The sequence below is a fragment of the Gammaproteobacteria bacterium genome (genome assembly GCA_029882975.1).
GTDB lineage: Bacteria > Pseudomonadota > Gammaproteobacteria > SZUA-152 > SZUA-152 > JAJDNG01.
In genome coordinates, this window is record JAOUJW010000040.1 from 1 (window position 1) to 16470 (window position 16470).

General features: G+C 49.1%; 13 protein-coding genes. 8 read left to right on the top strand and 5 right to left on the bottom strand.

Annotation, left to right across the window (positions count from 1 at the left end; all coding sequences use genetic code 11):
• The 3 genes from OEY58_20500 to OEY58_20510 form a co-directional block, all read left to right on the top strand.
• Positions 1-4670, top strand: a 4670-nt coding sequence (locus OEY58_20500) for a right-handed parallel beta-helix repeat-containing protein (protein ID MDH5327843.1), incomplete at its 5' end; no start/stop codon positions are given.
• Positions 4671-4781: 111 nt separating this feature from the next.
• On the top strand, positions 4782-5225 hold the full coding sequence (locus OEY58_20505) for a hypothetical protein (GenBank protein MDH5327844.1): 444 nt from the start codon (positions 4782-4784) through the stop codon (positions 5223-5225).
• Between the two features lie 125 nt (positions 5226-5350).
• Positions 5351-5818, top strand: coding sequence for a DUF2938 domain-containing protein (locus OEY58_20510; protein MDH5327845.1), 468 nt, complete (start codon positions 5351-5353; stop codon positions 5816-5818).
• 63 nt (positions 5819-5881) lie between these two features.
• Here OEY58_20510 and OEY58_20515 read toward each other — a convergent pair whose 3' ends face one another.
• Positions 5882-6223: a nuclear transport factor 2 family protein gene (locus OEY58_20515; GenBank protein ID MDH5327846.1), complete on the bottom strand. Its 342-nt coding sequence runs from the start codon at positions 6221-6223 to the stop codon at positions 5882-5884.
• Positions 6224-6334: 111 nt separating this feature from the next.
• On the opposite strand from OEY58_20515, the gene OEY58_20520 reads away from it, so the two are divergent.
• Complete coding sequence (locus OEY58_20520; protein ID MDH5327847.1) at positions 6335-6748, top strand: tautomerase family protein; 414 nt, start codon at positions 6335-6337, stop codon at positions 6746-6748.
• Here OEY58_20520 and OEY58_20525 read toward each other — a convergent pair.
• Both OEY58_20525 and OEY58_20530 read right to left on the bottom strand, forming a co-directional pair.
• The gene (locus tag OEY58_20525) at positions 6724-7173 is read right to left on the bottom strand and encodes a rhodanese-like domain-containing protein (protein MDH5327848.1); all 450 of its coding nucleotides are present in this window, start codon (positions 7171-7173) and stop codon (positions 6724-6726) included. The genes OEY58_20520 and OEY58_20525 overlap by 25 nt on opposite strands.
• A gap of 116 nt (positions 7174-7289) precedes the next feature.
• Positions 7290-8432: a GNAT family N-acetyltransferase/peptidase C39 family protein gene (locus tag OEY58_20530; protein MDH5327849.1), complete on the bottom strand. Its 1143-nt coding sequence runs from the start codon at positions 8430-8432 to the stop codon at positions 7290-7292.
• A gap of 175 nt (positions 8433-8607) precedes the next feature.
• On the opposite strand from OEY58_20530, the gene OEY58_20535 reads away from it, so the two are divergent.
• Both OEY58_20535 and OEY58_20540 read left to right on the top strand, forming a co-directional pair.
• Positions 8608-10086 (top strand): RimK family protein, encoded by a 1479-nt coding sequence (locus OEY58_20535; protein ID MDH5327850.1) that lies wholly within the window; start codon positions 8608-8610, stop codon positions 10084-10086.
• Between the two features lies 1 nt (position 10087).
• Positions 10088-10879, top strand: a complete 792-nt coding sequence (locus OEY58_20540; GenBank protein ID MDH5327851.1) for an RMD1 family protein — start codon at positions 10088-10090, stop codon at positions 10877-10879.
• A gap of 225 nt (positions 10880-11104) precedes the next feature.
• On the opposite strand, the gene OEY58_20545 is transcribed toward OEY58_20540, so the two are convergent.
• Positions 11105-11581, bottom strand: coding sequence for a hypothetical protein (locus OEY58_20545; protein MDH5327852.1), 477 nt, complete (start codon positions 11579-11581; stop codon positions 11105-11107).
• A gap of 194 nt (positions 11582-11775) precedes the next feature.
• Here OEY58_20545 and OEY58_20550 point away from each other — a divergent pair, with 194 nt between their 5' ends.
• Complete coding sequence (locus OEY58_20550) at positions 11776-14736, top strand: hypothetical protein (protein ID MDH5327853.1); 2961 nt, start codon at positions 11776-11778, stop codon at positions 14734-14736.
• Between the two features lie 48 nt (positions 14737-14784).
• On the opposite strand, the gene OEY58_20555 is transcribed toward OEY58_20550, so the two are convergent.
• Positions 14785-15567, bottom strand: coding sequence for a class I SAM-dependent methyltransferase (locus tag OEY58_20555; GenBank protein MDH5327854.1), 783 nt, complete (start codon positions 15565-15567; stop codon positions 14785-14787).
• A 95-nt stretch (positions 15568-15662) separates the two neighbouring features.
• On the opposite strand from OEY58_20555, the gene dapB reads away from it, so the two are divergent.
• The gene (gene dapB, locus OEY58_20560) at positions 15663-16466 is read left to right on the top strand and encodes a 4-hydroxy-tetrahydrodipicolinate reductase (GenBank protein MDH5327855.1); all 804 of its coding nucleotides are present in this window, start codon (positions 15663-15665) and stop codon (positions 16464-16466) included.
• The last annotated feature ends 4 nt before the right edge of the window (positions 16467-16470 follow it).

Here is a 16470-nt window from a genome sequence, read left to right on the forward strand (position 1 = left end):
ATGCCTTTGGGTTCACCACGCAAACGGGCATCGAGCTGAACACCCAAGTAGTGTCCAATGCCACTGCCGTCACGGGAATAAATATCGCGGCTCCCATTTCCATAGCCGGGGGGCAGTACTCCATCAATGGTGCTGCCTTTACCACAGTGGCCGGTACCATAAGCAATGGCCAAACCGTTGCGGTGCGCTTAACCTCGGCCTCTGTGCCACTGACCGACACTATCGCCACCGTCACTATAGGAGGGGTGAGTGGTACTTTTACCGCTATAACCGGTAACAACACCCCGAATGCCTTTGGGTTCACCACACAAACGGGCATCGAACTGAACACCCAAGTAGTGTCCAATGCCACTGCCGTTACGGGAATAAATATCGCGGCTCCCATTTCCATAGCCGGGGGACAGTACTCCATTGATGGTGGTGCCTTTACCACGGTGGCCGGTACCATAAGCAATGGCCAAACCGTTGCGGTGCGCTTAACCTCGGCCTCTGTGCCACTGACCGACACTACCGCCACCGTCACTATTGGTGGGGTGAGTGGTACTTTCACCGCCACTACCGGTGACAACACCCCGAATGCCTTTGGGTTCACCACACAAACGGGCATCGAGCTGAACACCCAAGTAGTGTCCAATGCCACTGCCGTCACGGGAATAAATATCGCGGCTCCCATTTCCATAGTGGGGGGACAGTACGCCATCGATGGCGGTGCTTTTACCACGGTGGCCGGTACCATAAGCAATGGCCAAACCGTTGCGGTGCGCTTAACCTCGGCCTCTGTGCCACTGACCGACACTTTCGCCACCGTCACTATTGGTGGGGTGAGTGGTACTTTTACCGCTATAACCGGTAACAACACCCCGAATACCTTTGGGTTCACCACACAAACGGGCATCGAACTGAACACCCAAGTAGAGTCCAATGCCACTGCCGTTACGGGAATAAATATCGCGGCTCCCATTTCCATAGCCGGAGGACAGTACTCCATTGATGGTGGTGCCTTTACCACGGTGGCCGGTACCATAACTAACGGGCAAACGGTTGCTGTACGGTTGACATCCGCAGGAATAGCGCTAACAGATACCACAGCCACCGTCACTATTGGTGGAGTGAGCGGTACTTTCACCGTCACAACCGGTGACAATACCCCGAATGCCTTTGGATTTACGACTCAAATGGGCATCGAGCTGAACACCCAAGTGGTTTCTAATACCTTTGCAGTTAGTGGTATAAATATCGTGGCTCCTATTTCCATAGCCGGAGGACAGTACTCCATTGATGGTGGTGCCTTTACCACGGTGGCGGGCACTATAACCAACGGCCAAACCGTTGCCGTGCGCTTAACCTCAGCCTCTGTACCACAGACGGATACCACCACGACCCTGACCATAGGCGGGGGAAGTGGCACCTTTACCGTTACCACAGGGGATAACACTCCGAATGCTTTTAGTTTTACCAGTCAGACGGGGGTTCCGGTGAGTACTCAAGTGGTATCCAACAGTGTCACCATTACCGGTATTGATATCAGTTCTCCCATCTCGATTGTCGGAGGAGAGTACTCCATAGACGCTGGTGCGTTCACGACCCTATCCGGGACCATCACTAACGGTCAGGTTGTGGCGGTGCGCGTGACATCAGCGTCCGTGGGTCTGAGCGACACCATTGCCACTTTAACTATTGGCGGCGTTAGTGCTAATTTCACGGTTACGACTGCCGGCGGCAGTGATACGGTACCAGACCCATTTTCGTTTACCGATCAAACGGGTGTTTCATTAAGCGCGGTAGTTGAATCCAATGCCATTACTGTTAGCGGCATTACTGCTCCCAGTGCGATTAGCATCGTCGGCGGTGAGTATTCCATTGATGGTGCTGCCTATACTGCCGTTGCCGGCACGGTGAACAATGGGCAAAGTGTTACGTTACGTCTAACTACTTCAGCATCGGCCTTTACTGCTACCAGTGCCACTCTGACTATTGGCGGCGTGAGTGACATTTTTACAGCGACCACCGGTGACAGTGATACATTTCCTGACGCCTTTGTTTTCTCGCCACAGAGCAATGTTTTGCTCAATACATTTATTGAATCCAATAGCGTCACGGTTACCGGTATTACTGCGCCGGCAATTATCAGTGTCACTGGAGGCGAGTATTCCATAAATGGTGGTGCTTACACTCAAAACAACGGAACCGTGAGTAATGGCCAGACCGTTACACTGCGCCAAACATCGTCTCCCATTCACTCGACTGCCACTAGCGCCACACTCAACATTGGTGGTTTGGACGGTACGTTTACGGTGACCACTGAAACTCAGGTGGATGATGGTACACCCAATGCGTTTTCTTTTAGCAGTCGTACCAATATGGAATTGAGTACCTTGGTCCTGTCCAGTTCGACAACGGTAAGTGGAATCAATATTGCCGTTCCCATCAGCATAGTAGGCGGTGAATATAGCATTGACGGTGGTGCTTTCACTTCGGCAGCGGGTATGGTAACCGCTACCCAGCTGGTGCGAGTCCGCCTGACTTCTGCATCTACACAGGAAACAGCAGCGACAGCAACCTTGACCATCGGTGGTGTCGACGGTACTTTTACCGTTACTACCCGGGGTTATCGCATAGGTGGTACGATTTCCGGGTTGGCCAGTCCTTCTCTGGAGCTGAACCTAAATGGCAGTTTGGGTTTTCAAGCAGAAACTGATGGCGCATATGCCATGGGCAATCTCACCAATTCAGCAACCTATGAAGTAACGGTTAGCCTTCAGCCCACAGAGCCGGACCAGGTATGTAACGTCAGCAATGGCAGCGGTACCATCGGCGGTGCGGATATTACAAATGTTATTATTGACTGCACTGTTGTGAATTACAGCATTGGCGGTAATGTGAGCGGTTTAAGCGGTTCAGGTTTGGCACTGCAGATTAACGGTGCGGAAATCATTCCAGTAGGAAATGGGGTATTTGGATTTTCTACCACCATACCTGATTTAAGCCGCTACGATATCAGTATCAGCAGTCAACCCACGGGCGAAACCTGTGTACTGAGTAATGCCTACGGTATTGTCAGAGGTGCTAATGTTTCCGATGTGACGGTTCAATGTAATCCCACAGGGGTCGCTTTGTCCACATTACGACCTATACAGGATAACCAAGCCATTGTTATTAATTTTGATCAATCCATGGCTCCGGCCAGTTTGGTGCTAGGTGGTGATTTAAGCAGTCAGGGTGTTTTTGTCTGGAGTACCACTACCGTCGCTAACGATACTCTGACCTTTACCCCTACGACAGTCTGGTCTTTGGGTATGAACCAAACTCTGAGTGTTGACGTCAACAATGCTTCAGGTCAGCCAATCATTCCACAGTCTTTGGCTTTTGATGTATTCAATGCGCCCATCTATTTTGTCAGCGGCTCCGCGTTGGATGATACAGGCGACGGCCTGAGTCCGGTCACGGCTTTACGGACACTGCAGGTGGCGATAAATAATGCGGTTCCGCCGGCGGTGGTAGTGGCGAATGCCGGGGATCATAATATCAGTGCAGCCATTAGCCTTCGTGATGGCGTATCCTTATACGGCGGTTACAAGCAGGATTTTAAAGATCGGGATGTGGGACGTTATGTGACGGATGTTTTATCGCCGGGAACCAATAATGCAATAGTCGCCGGTAACGGAGTTACTTCCAGCACAACTGTAGACGGATTATCGGTTCACTCATCCGCCAGTACCATAGTGTCTATCAGTAGCAGCGCGGAGCCGGTATTCAGAAACAATACCATTGTGGCTGAAACCTCCATAGGTTCTCAATATATAATGCGTATTATCGGATCAAGTCCCGTGATAGAGAGCAATACCTTGTTGGGTTCGCGTGGGCGTGGGAGTTTTCAGTATGGGGTTTATATCACTGGATCCGGGCCAATCCTTCGTAACAATACCATCGTTGCCGCGAGAGGTTTTTACGTGTCATTTGCATATGGTGTGTACCTAAGTTCAAGCACCGGAACCTTAATTACCGGAAATTTAATCACTCCACTGACACAAACCGGGGCATTTGCCTATGCTATAAATAGTAGCACTTCCGTATTTGAGGCTTACAATAATATAATCCATGCCGGGGATGGCTCCTTTAACTACGGCTTGAATTTGTCGGGAGTTTCCAGTCCGATTATTCGTAATAACATTATCAATGGCGGTACCGGAGCTTTTGAATATGCGGTTTATTTGAGCTCAGATGTTACACCGTTTATAGATAATAATATTTTGTATACGACCAGCAACGATCGCTGTGTACACACAAATGGCGCTGGAACCAACTTGAGCAGTTTTAGGAATAACGATTTGTATTCCTGTTCGTCACTTATGTATTTTTATGTGGATGGCAGCGGCTGTGCCGCCAATGATATTTGTCCCGCCACAATCGATGAGTTGAACACAACTGTACCTAATGCTTCGAGCAATGTGAGTGTGGATCCCCTGTATGAATCCGAAGGTGGTTTGGATGGAGATGTCAGTACGCCATTGGACAATGACTGGCATTTCAGTCTCAGCAGTCCCATCAGCGTAACGCAGGGTGGTTTGAATGGTATTGATGATGGCGGTTGGGGCTTTAACAGCGATAAAGACGGTATAGTCAGACCTGCCACCGGGAGTCCCTGGTCCATCGGGCCATACGAGCCGTAGTGATACAGCTGCCGCCTCATGGACGAGGCGGTGGTAAGATTAAGGCAAAGAAGTCTATATTAGGCCCGGTTCTATTTACTAAAAGGCCGCTAATTTTGGTGCAGGTCATCTATGAAATATTCTGCTAAACCTTATGAACTGGTACTGCCTGACGAATACCTTAAGTCGCCTGTTTGGATAATGGCACTTGAGGATTCTGATCTACCGGGGTGGGATGAAACCTGGAGAAAACCCGTCTCAGGCAGTGCGAATGTTCCGGATAAATCCACGGGGCTATTTATCGGTCTGCGAATTCGAAATTTCGATATTATTGCAAATGCATTGTTCTTTGATAAAGTCATGTTTCCTTTAGCTCCCGATGGGAACGCAGAGTGTGACTGGATCGGTGAGATACTTATATGGCACGATGACGCATGGAAATCTCCATCGCACGTTTCGCTCAACGATTTTGCTTTTCCTATAATTTTTGAGGCAATTCCTACCATAAGAAACGAAGAGCGGGTTTTGTTTACGTTGAAAAACAAAGATAGCCTCTGTGCGATAAAGACCGACTAATCGATGATAAGACGAAGTCGGGACCACAGTTAGGGATAATGGATAGGGCGCTGGAGCAGGGTAAGGGTATCGGGGGTGATGAAAAGCGGCTATGAAACTAAGCAGACAGTGAGAAGTAGGCTAATATGGAACTGGTCTTATCAGCGATAATAATAGGAGTCATAGCTACGGCAGCTTTAGATGTTTGGGCCGAAATACTCAGCAAGGGGTTTAAGTTACCGACAACAAACTGGGGCATGGTTGGAAGGTGGTTTGGACATTTACCCGGAGGAAGACTCATACATAAGCCAATTTCAAATAGTAAAAAAATAAAGTATGAGCGGGCGATAGGTTGGGTGCTTCATTATGCCATAGGAATAGCTTATGCTTATATTTACTTAGTTATGGTCCATGGCAGCCCCGGCGTTGTTTCAGCATTGGCCTTTGGCTTAGCGACGGTTTTAGTTCCTTGGTTTATTCTTCAACCGGGTTTAGGTTTAGGGTGTTTTGCCAGGCTGGCTCCCAAGCCGAACGTTACAAGATTAATTAGCTTGTCTATGCATATTGTATTCGGGTTCGGGCTTTATTTAGGATGGGCCGTGCATACCCTCTAGTGACACCGTCTCTGCTTGTGTATTCCGTACCCGGCGATGTCGTGTCAGCTGGAACTTATCCGCTTATATAAATTCTCTGGAATCAAATATCAGCAATATGCTGCGTATTTTTCCATTGTCGCAAGTAAAAGTTTGCGACATATTCACTTCAATCCCCAATAATGGTTTTCGGAAAGTGTAGACAAGCGAAGCTGTATTGTTTTTTTCGAAGGCGTGTAATAGCTCGTACTCTAAATGGCTTGGTGGATCCTTGATCAAGGAGTCTATATAGTCATCAGCGTTGTTAAATTGTACCAACGGTCCTTCAAAAACCAAATCCTCGGCTAGAAGCTCCTTCATGGCCATTAAAGGGGTGGAGCCGAAGAAGCAATCCATATACTTTTGTGCCAATTCCATGGGAGTCATTGTTTGTCCTCAGTAGGGTTTAGATTTAGTTTTAAAAACACTGCGGGAACTTTACAACACCTTAAGTCTCATAAGAATAACGATTGTTGAAATCATAAAAAACGGAAAAACATGCCTACAGTAACAATAGAAGTAAAAAGACATTGGTCCGCTGAACAAAAACAGCAAATCTTGACGGCGATTCATGGCGCTATGGTGGATGCACTGAAAATTCCCGAACACGATAAGTTGATGCGATTTATTGAACACAGCCCGGAGAACTTCGTCACTCCGCCTGATACATCGGATAACTATACTCTGGTTGAGGTTTCTTTGTTCAGCGGGCGTAGCCTGGATGCAAAACGAGCCTTGTACGCCGCTATTGTAGCCGGGTTGCAACCCTTGGGGATTGATCCTATGGATATCAGAATCGTATTGTATGAAGTGCCGCCGGACAATTGGGGTTTGCGCGGTGGGATACCGGCATCTGAGTTAAATTTTGGATTTAAACGGGAATGTGATCACCCTTTAGGGTTTAAGGATTGAGTTTTTATGGCGACGGGGCCTTGTGCGCGCCAAGCCTCCATTCCACCTATTAGGTTTTTAGCGCCGACAAAACCCGCTTTGTTGAGTAAGGCCGTCGCGCGCGGCCCACGGGAGCTGCCCTCGTTACAGTAAACAATGATTTCTTTGGTTTTGTGAGTGGCAAATTCGTCCAGACGCCGCTCCAATTCACCAATGGGGACAGATACGGCGTTGGGGATATGGTCTTTGTCATAAGCGCTTTTTTCCCGCACATCCAGCACCAATACACCGGTTTGGGCTAGCAGCAAGATGGCATCACTGACGCTCATGGATTCCACGTGGGGCGTTGACAGTGTTGGTTTACCGGCGTTGCTGACAGCAAACAAAACGACTAATAGACAGATCCCTAACAAAGTCGCAATTTCTGTGCGTGGTATTGCCTGCATGGCTTACTCCTGGTGGTTTTACGCCCGGGGGCTAATCTCCTTTTAACTATAACGGCGGCGAGGGGGCGGATAACGAGAACTCGGTCACGGAATGTGACTACGGCTTACAATATCCGTTACTGTCCCAATACCAGCAGGCAGCGCAGACGTTTGCGGCCAAATCGGGCCATGGAGTGGAACATACTGCGGGTAACCGGTACATGAATATAGTCGGTTTCACTCAATTGCGAGCTGGCCACGTCCGGGTCGTTAATATAGAAGAATTCAGCGTCGTACCCGGTGATATAAACCCAGTGGGGTGCCTTGTTACGGTTTAAGCGCCAAGTGCTGATCAGTGCAATGACCGGTTTACCTTGTTCCAGGATTTTGTCCAGTTCCTCATCATCCAAGGTGCTGATATTCAATTGAATATCGGTTTGGTCAATTCTGTGCAAGAAGTCTTCGTGAACCAACTCCATGACCGATTTTTTTTCCGGGTCCCGAACGCCGTCGGTAAAGGGGGCCGCATGGGAGTTCGTATACAGCTGGACTTTAAAACCCCTCTGATTGGCGCTGAGGGCCAGTCCGTGGGGAGAACAACCGCCGTGGCCGGAGGTCATAAAGATGGTGGTCGCCTCACGCCAGATCTGCAGTTCCTCGGAGCGGGAAAATGGATAATTCGGGTCGACGGTTTTAAAACCCATCATTAAAGCGGCCGGTCCGCAGGTAAAATCCGTGGTTTGGCGGTAATAGGGTTTGGTTGAGGCATGGCTGCGAACCGGTTGGCGTAAGCGTTTTTCCATGCGCAAGGCGTCTGCGCCGTCATCGTAGTAGGCGCTGATGCGGTCAATGATTTTGTAGTGGTATTTCTCGTACAGTTTGATCGCGGTAAAATTGTTTACGTTGACTTCCAGCCGTAAAAAAACACAATGATGGGCCAGCGCAGTTTGTTCAGAGGCAGCCATTAAGAGGTTTGCTAAACCCATACCGTGGTGCCTGGTCGAAATCGCGATAGAGTACATTCTGGCCAAATTGGTTCCTGATCGATACAGATTGAGCACATAACCCAGAATCTGCTTGCCGTCGTCCAGTACCACAAGATCGTGCGGGCCTGGTTTGATCAGTCGCTGAAAACTGCGTCTGGAGAGTCTATCGGTATCAAAACACTCTGTTTCAATGTCCAAAAGTTGGGGTATATCTGCAGCTAAGGCCAGCCGTGTATTTATGGTGGGCAAAGGTTTTTGGCTGGTGCGGCGGTTGATTAATTTAGCGTTTGTCATACTGATGTCTTGAAAATTTCAGCTATTATAATCCAGGATGTTCAATTAAGCATAGACACTGACTATCTCTGATAGAAGCAACCTCCACGATAAGTTTACAAAAATATTTGTTGTTTTTTTAAAAGCAGGCAGCATAACATACACCACTTCTTAACATCTCTTTTGAGACTATAGTATGACTGATTTTTATGTGGTCGTGGACGACCCAAGCGACTGGCAGCCCTATTACCCCAGCCAGGATGTGATAAGTTTTGACGATTATCTTGATAAAGTAGGAGCAGCAAAGAAAAGCCGAGTCCGAATCATAAATTTGTGCCGATCGTACCGTTACCTGGGTACCGGTTACTATTGTTCCTTATTGGGCGAAGCCCGGGGGCACCATGTGTTCCCGTCAGCGGCGACCATTAATGAGTTACATCGCAAAAACCTGTCCTTAATGGACTTGGACGATGCCGTTAAGGTCCTGAAAAAACTACCCGCAGGGCAGGCAGGGGATACCTTACAGTTTCGTTGTTGGTTCGGACAAACTCAGGACCCAAACTACAGCCGTATTGCCCAGATCGTTTTTGAACGTTACCCCTGTCCTATTCTCGAGGTGAGTCTTAGCTTTAAAATCGAATGGCAGGTACGCCAGGTGAAAGCTATTTCACTGAAATCCCTAAGTAATCCGGAGGAACAGGAGGCCTTTGCCAATACCTTCGAGCAATTCAGTCGCAAGATGTGGCTCAAACCCAAAGCCAGAAAAACCTATCGATACGATTTGGCCATACTGGTGGATCCGGAAGAGTCTATTCCGCCAAGCAATCCAAAGGCATTAAAATCCTTTGTCAAAGCGGGTAAGCAATTGGGTATTGATGTGGATATGATTACCCGACGGGATTTTGTCCGTGTGTCAGAGTACGATGGTTTATTCATTCGCGAAACCACGGCAGTGGATCACCACACCTATCGATTTGCCAAGCGGGCAGAGGCGGACGACTTGGTGGTTATCGATGATTCCACGTCCATATTGCGGTGTACGAATAAGATCTATTTGGCAGATTTGCTCAAAACTCATCGCATCCCCACGCCTGTTACGGTGGTTCTGAATCAACCGGATACCAAAGAACTGGAAAAATTGGTAGAACAAATCGGGTTACCCATTGTGCTCAAAATTCCTGATGGCTCATTTTCACGAGGTGTCATAAAAGCGGATACCTTTGAACAGCTTCAGGCGGGGGTTAAAACCTTATTAAAAGAATCAGCGCTTTTGCTGGCGCAGGAATTTTTGTATACCGATTACGATTGGCGTATCGGTATTCTCAATAACAAACCGTTGTACGCCTGCCGGTATTATATGGTGCAAGATCATTGGCAAATCTATAAGCATAATGCCAATGGGGCTGCGAAGTCCGGTGGATTTGATTCCATTCCTACTTTTGAGACACCCAAGGCGGTACTGGATGTGGCCGTGCAAAGTTGTAAACTCATTGGCAATGGTCTGTACGGTGTGGATATCAAGCAATCGAAAGATCGCGTTGTGGTAATCGAAATTAATGATAATCCCAGCATCGAATCCGGCGTGGAAGATGGTTACCTGGGGGAGCAGTTGTATGTAGAAATTATGGGTGAGTTTCTACGGCGTATGGAAGCCAGAGGGCGTACCAAACACTAAAATGAACGGTTTAGATATTTATACATTATGTTGTTGTGAACAATTGGACTTTGTTCAATTAAAACTACAACACCCGGATAGGGGGCGTTTTAGCAGCTACCGTAATGCGGTGCACTGGCCTCAGGAACGGGGGGATGTGTATTTGTTCGACTATGGCGCATTAGTGTTTTGGGATGTGGACCCGGAGCGCAGGACGCGAGTAATTGACGGTTTGGCGCCCTATATGTTTAACCCGCTATCCGACAATGTAGACGACGAATTTACCTATGAGGTCACCGACGGCCAACGGCGAATCAATGATGACCATATTAGAGTTTCAGAACATGATGTGATGACCCAATTGGCGTTGAGCCATGCCATGGCTCAATCGACCAAATTGGGTTCGTTTGAGCAACGCATACAGGACACCATTAACGATACCGCGCACATTCCAAAAAACATTGCAAATACAGGCAGTTCACGCTTGGGACGCAAAGCGTTGGCGAAATTGCGAGGGCGTTTGTTTTTGGCAAAAAGCGATATTATGCTCAAGTACGACTTGCTGGATGTGCCCGATTTCTTTTGGGAATATCCGGAACTGGATGGTTACTACAATATGCTGGCGGACTATTTGGAAGTTCGACAGCGTGTGGAAGTGCTAAGCAAAAAACTGGAAACCATACACGAGCTGTTTGAAATGATGGCTGACGAGCAAAAGCATAAGCATTCATCGTTGTTGGAATGGATCATTATCTGGCTGATTGCTTTTGAAATTGTGGTGTTTCTGGTTCACGATATTTTTGATTGGATCTAGCGCCGGCAGGTGGTATTTTAAAACGGCAGGGTGCAACACCGCGTTGAGTGCTGCGCCCCGCAACAGTACAACCCAACCCGTCAGACGAGGATGCGCGATGTGCGGGTCTGACAGTATTCCCTCCATGGGCGGCACCATGAATTCAGTATAAACGAGCAGGATGAAGCCCTTCTTATCAATCGCTTAACAGAACCTTAAAGATTTTATCTCAGCATTGACCCGAGACTAACGGTGGGTTTTGATAATGGCTTCGATATTGGGGGTCGCTGCATTGATTTGTGCCAGCGTGAGTTCCTGCGTTGCCTTTAACGCTCTGCGTATGCAGTCGTTGTAAAGCGTGCGAACGCTGGAGTCCAGGCCTTGGGACTTATCAAGGAAATAACGCTCCATTTGGGAAAGGGTTTTGGCATCGCAGTGTTGGGTAATTATTGCGCTGACTTGCGGGCCCATCGTTGCCCAGCTGATTTGGTTTAGCAGTGTTTGGTTAATGGCTTCCAAAGTTTGTCGCTTTTGACTGGGTTCCATTTCCGCCAAGGTTTTGTTCTTGTACTGTTGTAAATAACCTACCAATGCTCGGTTTACTACTCGGTTCCAGGCAGCTTCCCAGGAACGATCCAATACATCCGGTGCTGACGCAGTGGCGGACGTGGCGGCGAACGCCGCTAAAAGCAAAGTAATAATGGCTTTAGGGTTGTGTAGCATAATAACAAATCCCGTTCGATGTTTGATTCTAATAGCTATCGGTACTCGTGAATAAGACTTGATGCCGAGTCCGCCGGATAATTGATTGATCGTCGAAAGTTCAGAACTGTGACGCCGGTCACACGAATTGTTACGAATAATTTAAATGTAAACGATATTAAAATAATCCGGCACAACTTCTTAACGGCTCAACAATGACCTATTTCAATTTCTCAATGCGTTTTATAGCTACGACTGTTTTTTTGATTCTTGCTGCATGTGGCGGCGGCGGAGGTGGTGCTGGAGAAGGAGGCGGTGGTGGCGGAGGCGGAGGCGAAGTCATCCTTGACTGTAACGTGTGTATGAGCGGAAAACCCTCATTTGCTGCCAATACTATCCCGGCCGGCAGTTCCGGTAGTATGACCGTACCTATCAGTACCGACGTGGTATCGGTAACCGCATCTTTGGTTCTGCCCGGTAATGATACGATTTCTCTGAGCAGTGTTATCAATTCCGGCGGTACTTCCGCAACCTTCGATTTCACTCCGCCAACCTACATTGATGTAGGTCAGTACTATGCCAGGATTACCGTTTCTGACGGTGCGGGAAATAGCACGCGTTACACTTTGAGCGCAGCAACCTCCACGACGCAATACACCATGGAGACCAGCAGCGACTATGGCTTTAACTGGACCAGTCCGGTTAGTTCCGGAATTAACCTGGCCTATGTCACTGTGGGTATGTTAAGCGGTGTGCCCTACCTGACTGCCAGTCCGGTATTGGATCCCATACCGATGGTTGCCGGACGCCCGGCTACAGCGACACTGCCGGTATCCACCGGAACAGCCAGTGTTAAAGTCACCGTGCACGATTCATCCTCGGCTCAGGTGGAAATCGGCGCCGGTACAACAACCCATGGAGGTAGTGCCGGTAGTGTGGATGTGGCCTTAGATGTTCCCGATTCGATTCATTATTCCGCAACCGCTAAAATTGAGATCTCCGATAGCAGCGGAAACAATATTTCCCGCTATTTCATCGAATCCACAGTAGGATTGACCCCGCTGATTATTCAACAGTCAACGGATGCCGGAGTGAGTTGGAGTACTGTGCGCACAACGGCCTTTGCCATGTCGGCCTTTAATATCGTATACCCACCGACACCGGTGCTCACCGGTGAGGTCAGTCTCAGCCCGGCGCTGATTTATGCCGGTCAGACCGTGGAAGTCAGTATTATCGCCACAGGCAATGCCTCGGATTATAGTGTGAATTTTCTCGATGTCAGCGGTGTCTCCGGGGGAACAGCCTCTGTACAAAACGGTGTTGTTCCCGTGCCCATTGGGACATCGGCAAGCGGCGACTATTATCCCAGGTTGGTAATCAGTGACAGCTCCGGGGTGAACATGACGCGGTATACTAAACAAGTTTCAGGCACTGCCTATGAAGAGGAACAGTCTTTTGACAGTGGTGTCAGCTGGGGGGCGGTGAATCTCATGGCTTACAATGCGCCGGTGCTACAGGTAGTCCAGGCTTTGGCTGCAGCACCGACCATGACGACGGCACCATTGATCAGTCATAGTGATGTGGACACCGGGTTTACGCTTACTGTCGATGTAGCTACGGACAGCGCAGCAAACATTGCAGTGAATTTAGTGGATTCCACCGGAACCCTGGTAGGTACCGGTACAGCCGTGGCCACATCTGCCGGGACACTAAGCGTGGCTGTAACCGTTGATGGGACTGCGTCTCCCGGTGCTTACTATCCCATGGTTACCTTGGATGATGGTTCCGGTGCTGTTTCGCAATACAGTCGTGATGCGGCATTGTCGGTTGTCCACTACGCCTTAAAACAATCTTCCGACAGCGGTGTCACTTGGTCTGTGAGCGGTTCGGTGGGTGCAAAACTTCCGTGGTTAAACGTGGCGCAGCCGATTGTGGGTGCCCCCGTATTAACCGGAGCGCCAAGCTTTGACAAAACTGCGGTGCTTCCCGGAGAAATAGTAACCCTTACACTGCCAGTAAGTACAGATACCGTAACGGTAGATGTGAGTATGATTTACCAAACCTGTCCTTTGTGCGGCACCACCACTGCCGGTACTGCCAGTGTGACCAATAGTGGTAACGCCAGCATAGCCATTCCTATCACCATGGGCGATGCGGTGACCACATACAGTTCCAGTCTGCTGGATTACAGTGCTAAAGTGGTTCTTAAAGATGTTTCCGGCCAGTTGCTGAGTGAATACGAACCGGACTGGGGGGGCACGATGACTTATCGGGTGCGTCAATCCGATGATGCCGGTGGTAATTGGATCAGCTACATGGGCCCATTGATGGCCGATCAGGTGACCATGCGGTATTATTCCGAGGGGACTTTAACCGCCCCCACACCCATTGGCACAGCGCCGCTGTTGTTTAACGGTGTTGCCAAGGCAGGCGGCAGTTTTGGCGTGTTTGCAGCCGATGACGGTTTTGACAGTTATTATTCCTTTACCGTCAAACCATACACTTCCTATTCCATCATTTTGACGGACCCAAACAACAATATTATCCAAAGGCCTTTTAAAACCAGTCCAAGCAACGATCCCACCGCAGTGGTATGCACTGCCGCCGATGCCAATACCTGTATCATTCGCAGTGATTCGGGGCAAACGACGCTTTATGTCGTAGCGGATGCTGTGTACACATCCTCAAACGGTGGTGCACAGTACCAGTTTGAGGTCACGGAATATCCGGCGGAAACAGTAGCGCAGACCATTGATTTTGAAACGGGTGTATTCCCGGCTTCACTGGTATTGACCTATTCAGGTAGCAGTAACATCCAGTGGGCGATCAGCACAGCGCAGAACACCACCGCTGGAGGCGCTAACAGTATTTACGCCAATATACCTGCATTTGAAAATAATGCCTGTTTCAGTATCTCCGTGGAGGGTATGGCCCGGGTCGATTTTAACTATATCGCTGATACGGTCCGAAACGTGGGTGACTTTCTTACCTTTTACGTGAATGGTGTACAACAAGGGCAGTACACCGCCAAGACCGGATGGACCGCCGCTAATTTTGCCTTAAGTGGCGTGGTGGGAACTCGGGATATGTTGAGTTGGTGTTTAAACCGTGATCCAATGTCTTCTGGACTAAACCCGGTGTCCGCCTATGTGGATGACATTGTGCTGACCCCGTAGTCAAACCTCAAAGGTCATGGCCGTTGCGCCCTTGTGGGCGCGCGGTTGTCAGGTGGACCAGATTTTTACGGTCAAAGGCCAGGATACAAGTTGTACCTTGGTGTCCCACAGCTTATTTACGCTGTCTGCTATTTCAGTGACTGGATTGTGCTTATTGGCTTCTTCAAAACGTTTGACGGCAGACCAGGTGCGCAAGTAGTTCAAGAGTTGATTCGCTGTCCACAAGCTCTGCATTTTGAATTCCGGCGCGGCTATTTGTTTTAGGGGAAACGTAGCTTCTGCATATCCACGTTCCACTTGCGTACGTTCCTCAGGCCAATAGGGTTCCAGGGTGGGGCCATACAGTTGATTAACGATAGCATCTATGGCAGGTGTAATTCGGCTCAGGCCGTAGGTCCAAACCGCCAATATGCCACCGGGTTTGAGAACCCGTTGCACTTCACGCGAAAATTCCGGCAGCGAGAACCAATGCAACGCCTGGGCAACAGTAATCAAATCCAGTGACTGGTCTGCAAAGGAGGTTTTTTCTGCTTTTTCCACTTTGTAGAGAACATTGGGGTGTGGTTGCGCGTTTTGTATTTGGTTTTCACTGGCGTCGGTGGCCGTGACCCTTCTGAAATGTTGTGCCAGCCGGCAAGCGGCTTGGCCACTGCCGGTGGCACAATCCCAGGCCGAGTGTAAAGAAGGGGCTATATCAGCGAGATAGGCAAACAGTTCCGGAGGATATCCGGGGCGGTAGTTTCTGTAAGCACTGGAAGCGTCAGAAAAATGATCTTTAAAAGACATGGCAATCCCTGGTTCGGCGATGATCTCAGCGTCCAAACCTACCATTAAATCGTCAACCCGTGTACCCTTTGTAGCTCGGTACAATGTAGCTCGCAAACAGGGCACACCCGTATTCTATAAGAATTGTTAGAGGAGAATTCATGACCAACATTGCTGTCACGGGAGCTGCCGGACGCATGGGACGCGCGCTCATTGAGTCCACAGTGTTGAACCCGCAAACACGTTTAAGCGCTGCTATAGTTCGCTCAGGCAGCAGCCTGGTGGGTGCTGATGCCGGTGAACTGGCGGGTCAGACTAAGCAAAATGTAGCTGTCGTGGATCATCTGGAAGGTACTGATTTTGACGTGCTCATCGACTTCACCACACCGGAAACCACTATGGAGAATTTGCAGTATTGCCATCATGCGGGTAAGAAGATCGTCATAGGTACCACGGGGTTGAGTGATGACCAAAAGCAGCATTTACTGCAGGCATCGAATGATATCGCGATTGTATTTGCTCCTAACATGAGTGTAGGGGTAAATCTGTGTTTAAAACTGCTGGATATGGCGGCCAGAGTCTTAAGCCAGGACTATGATGTAGAAATTATCGAGGCTCATCATCGACATAAAGTGGATGCCCCTTCAGGTACGGCTTTGGCAATGGGGGAGGTGGTAGCCGCAGCCCTTGGACGAGATCTAAAACAATGCGCGGTGTATGGTCGCGAAGGCCGGACCGGAGAACGAGACCCTCTAACCATCGGTTTTGAAACCATTCGTGCCGGTGATGTGGTGGGTGACCACACAGTTTTGTTTGCCGGAATTGGCGAACGGGTGGAGATCACCCACAAAGCCAGTAGCCGTATGACCTTCGCCAAAGGGGCGGTACGGGCAGCGCAATGGCTGGGCGGTCATGATAAGGGTTTGTTCGATATGCAAGATGTGTTGAATCTGCGAAGTGATTGATTCC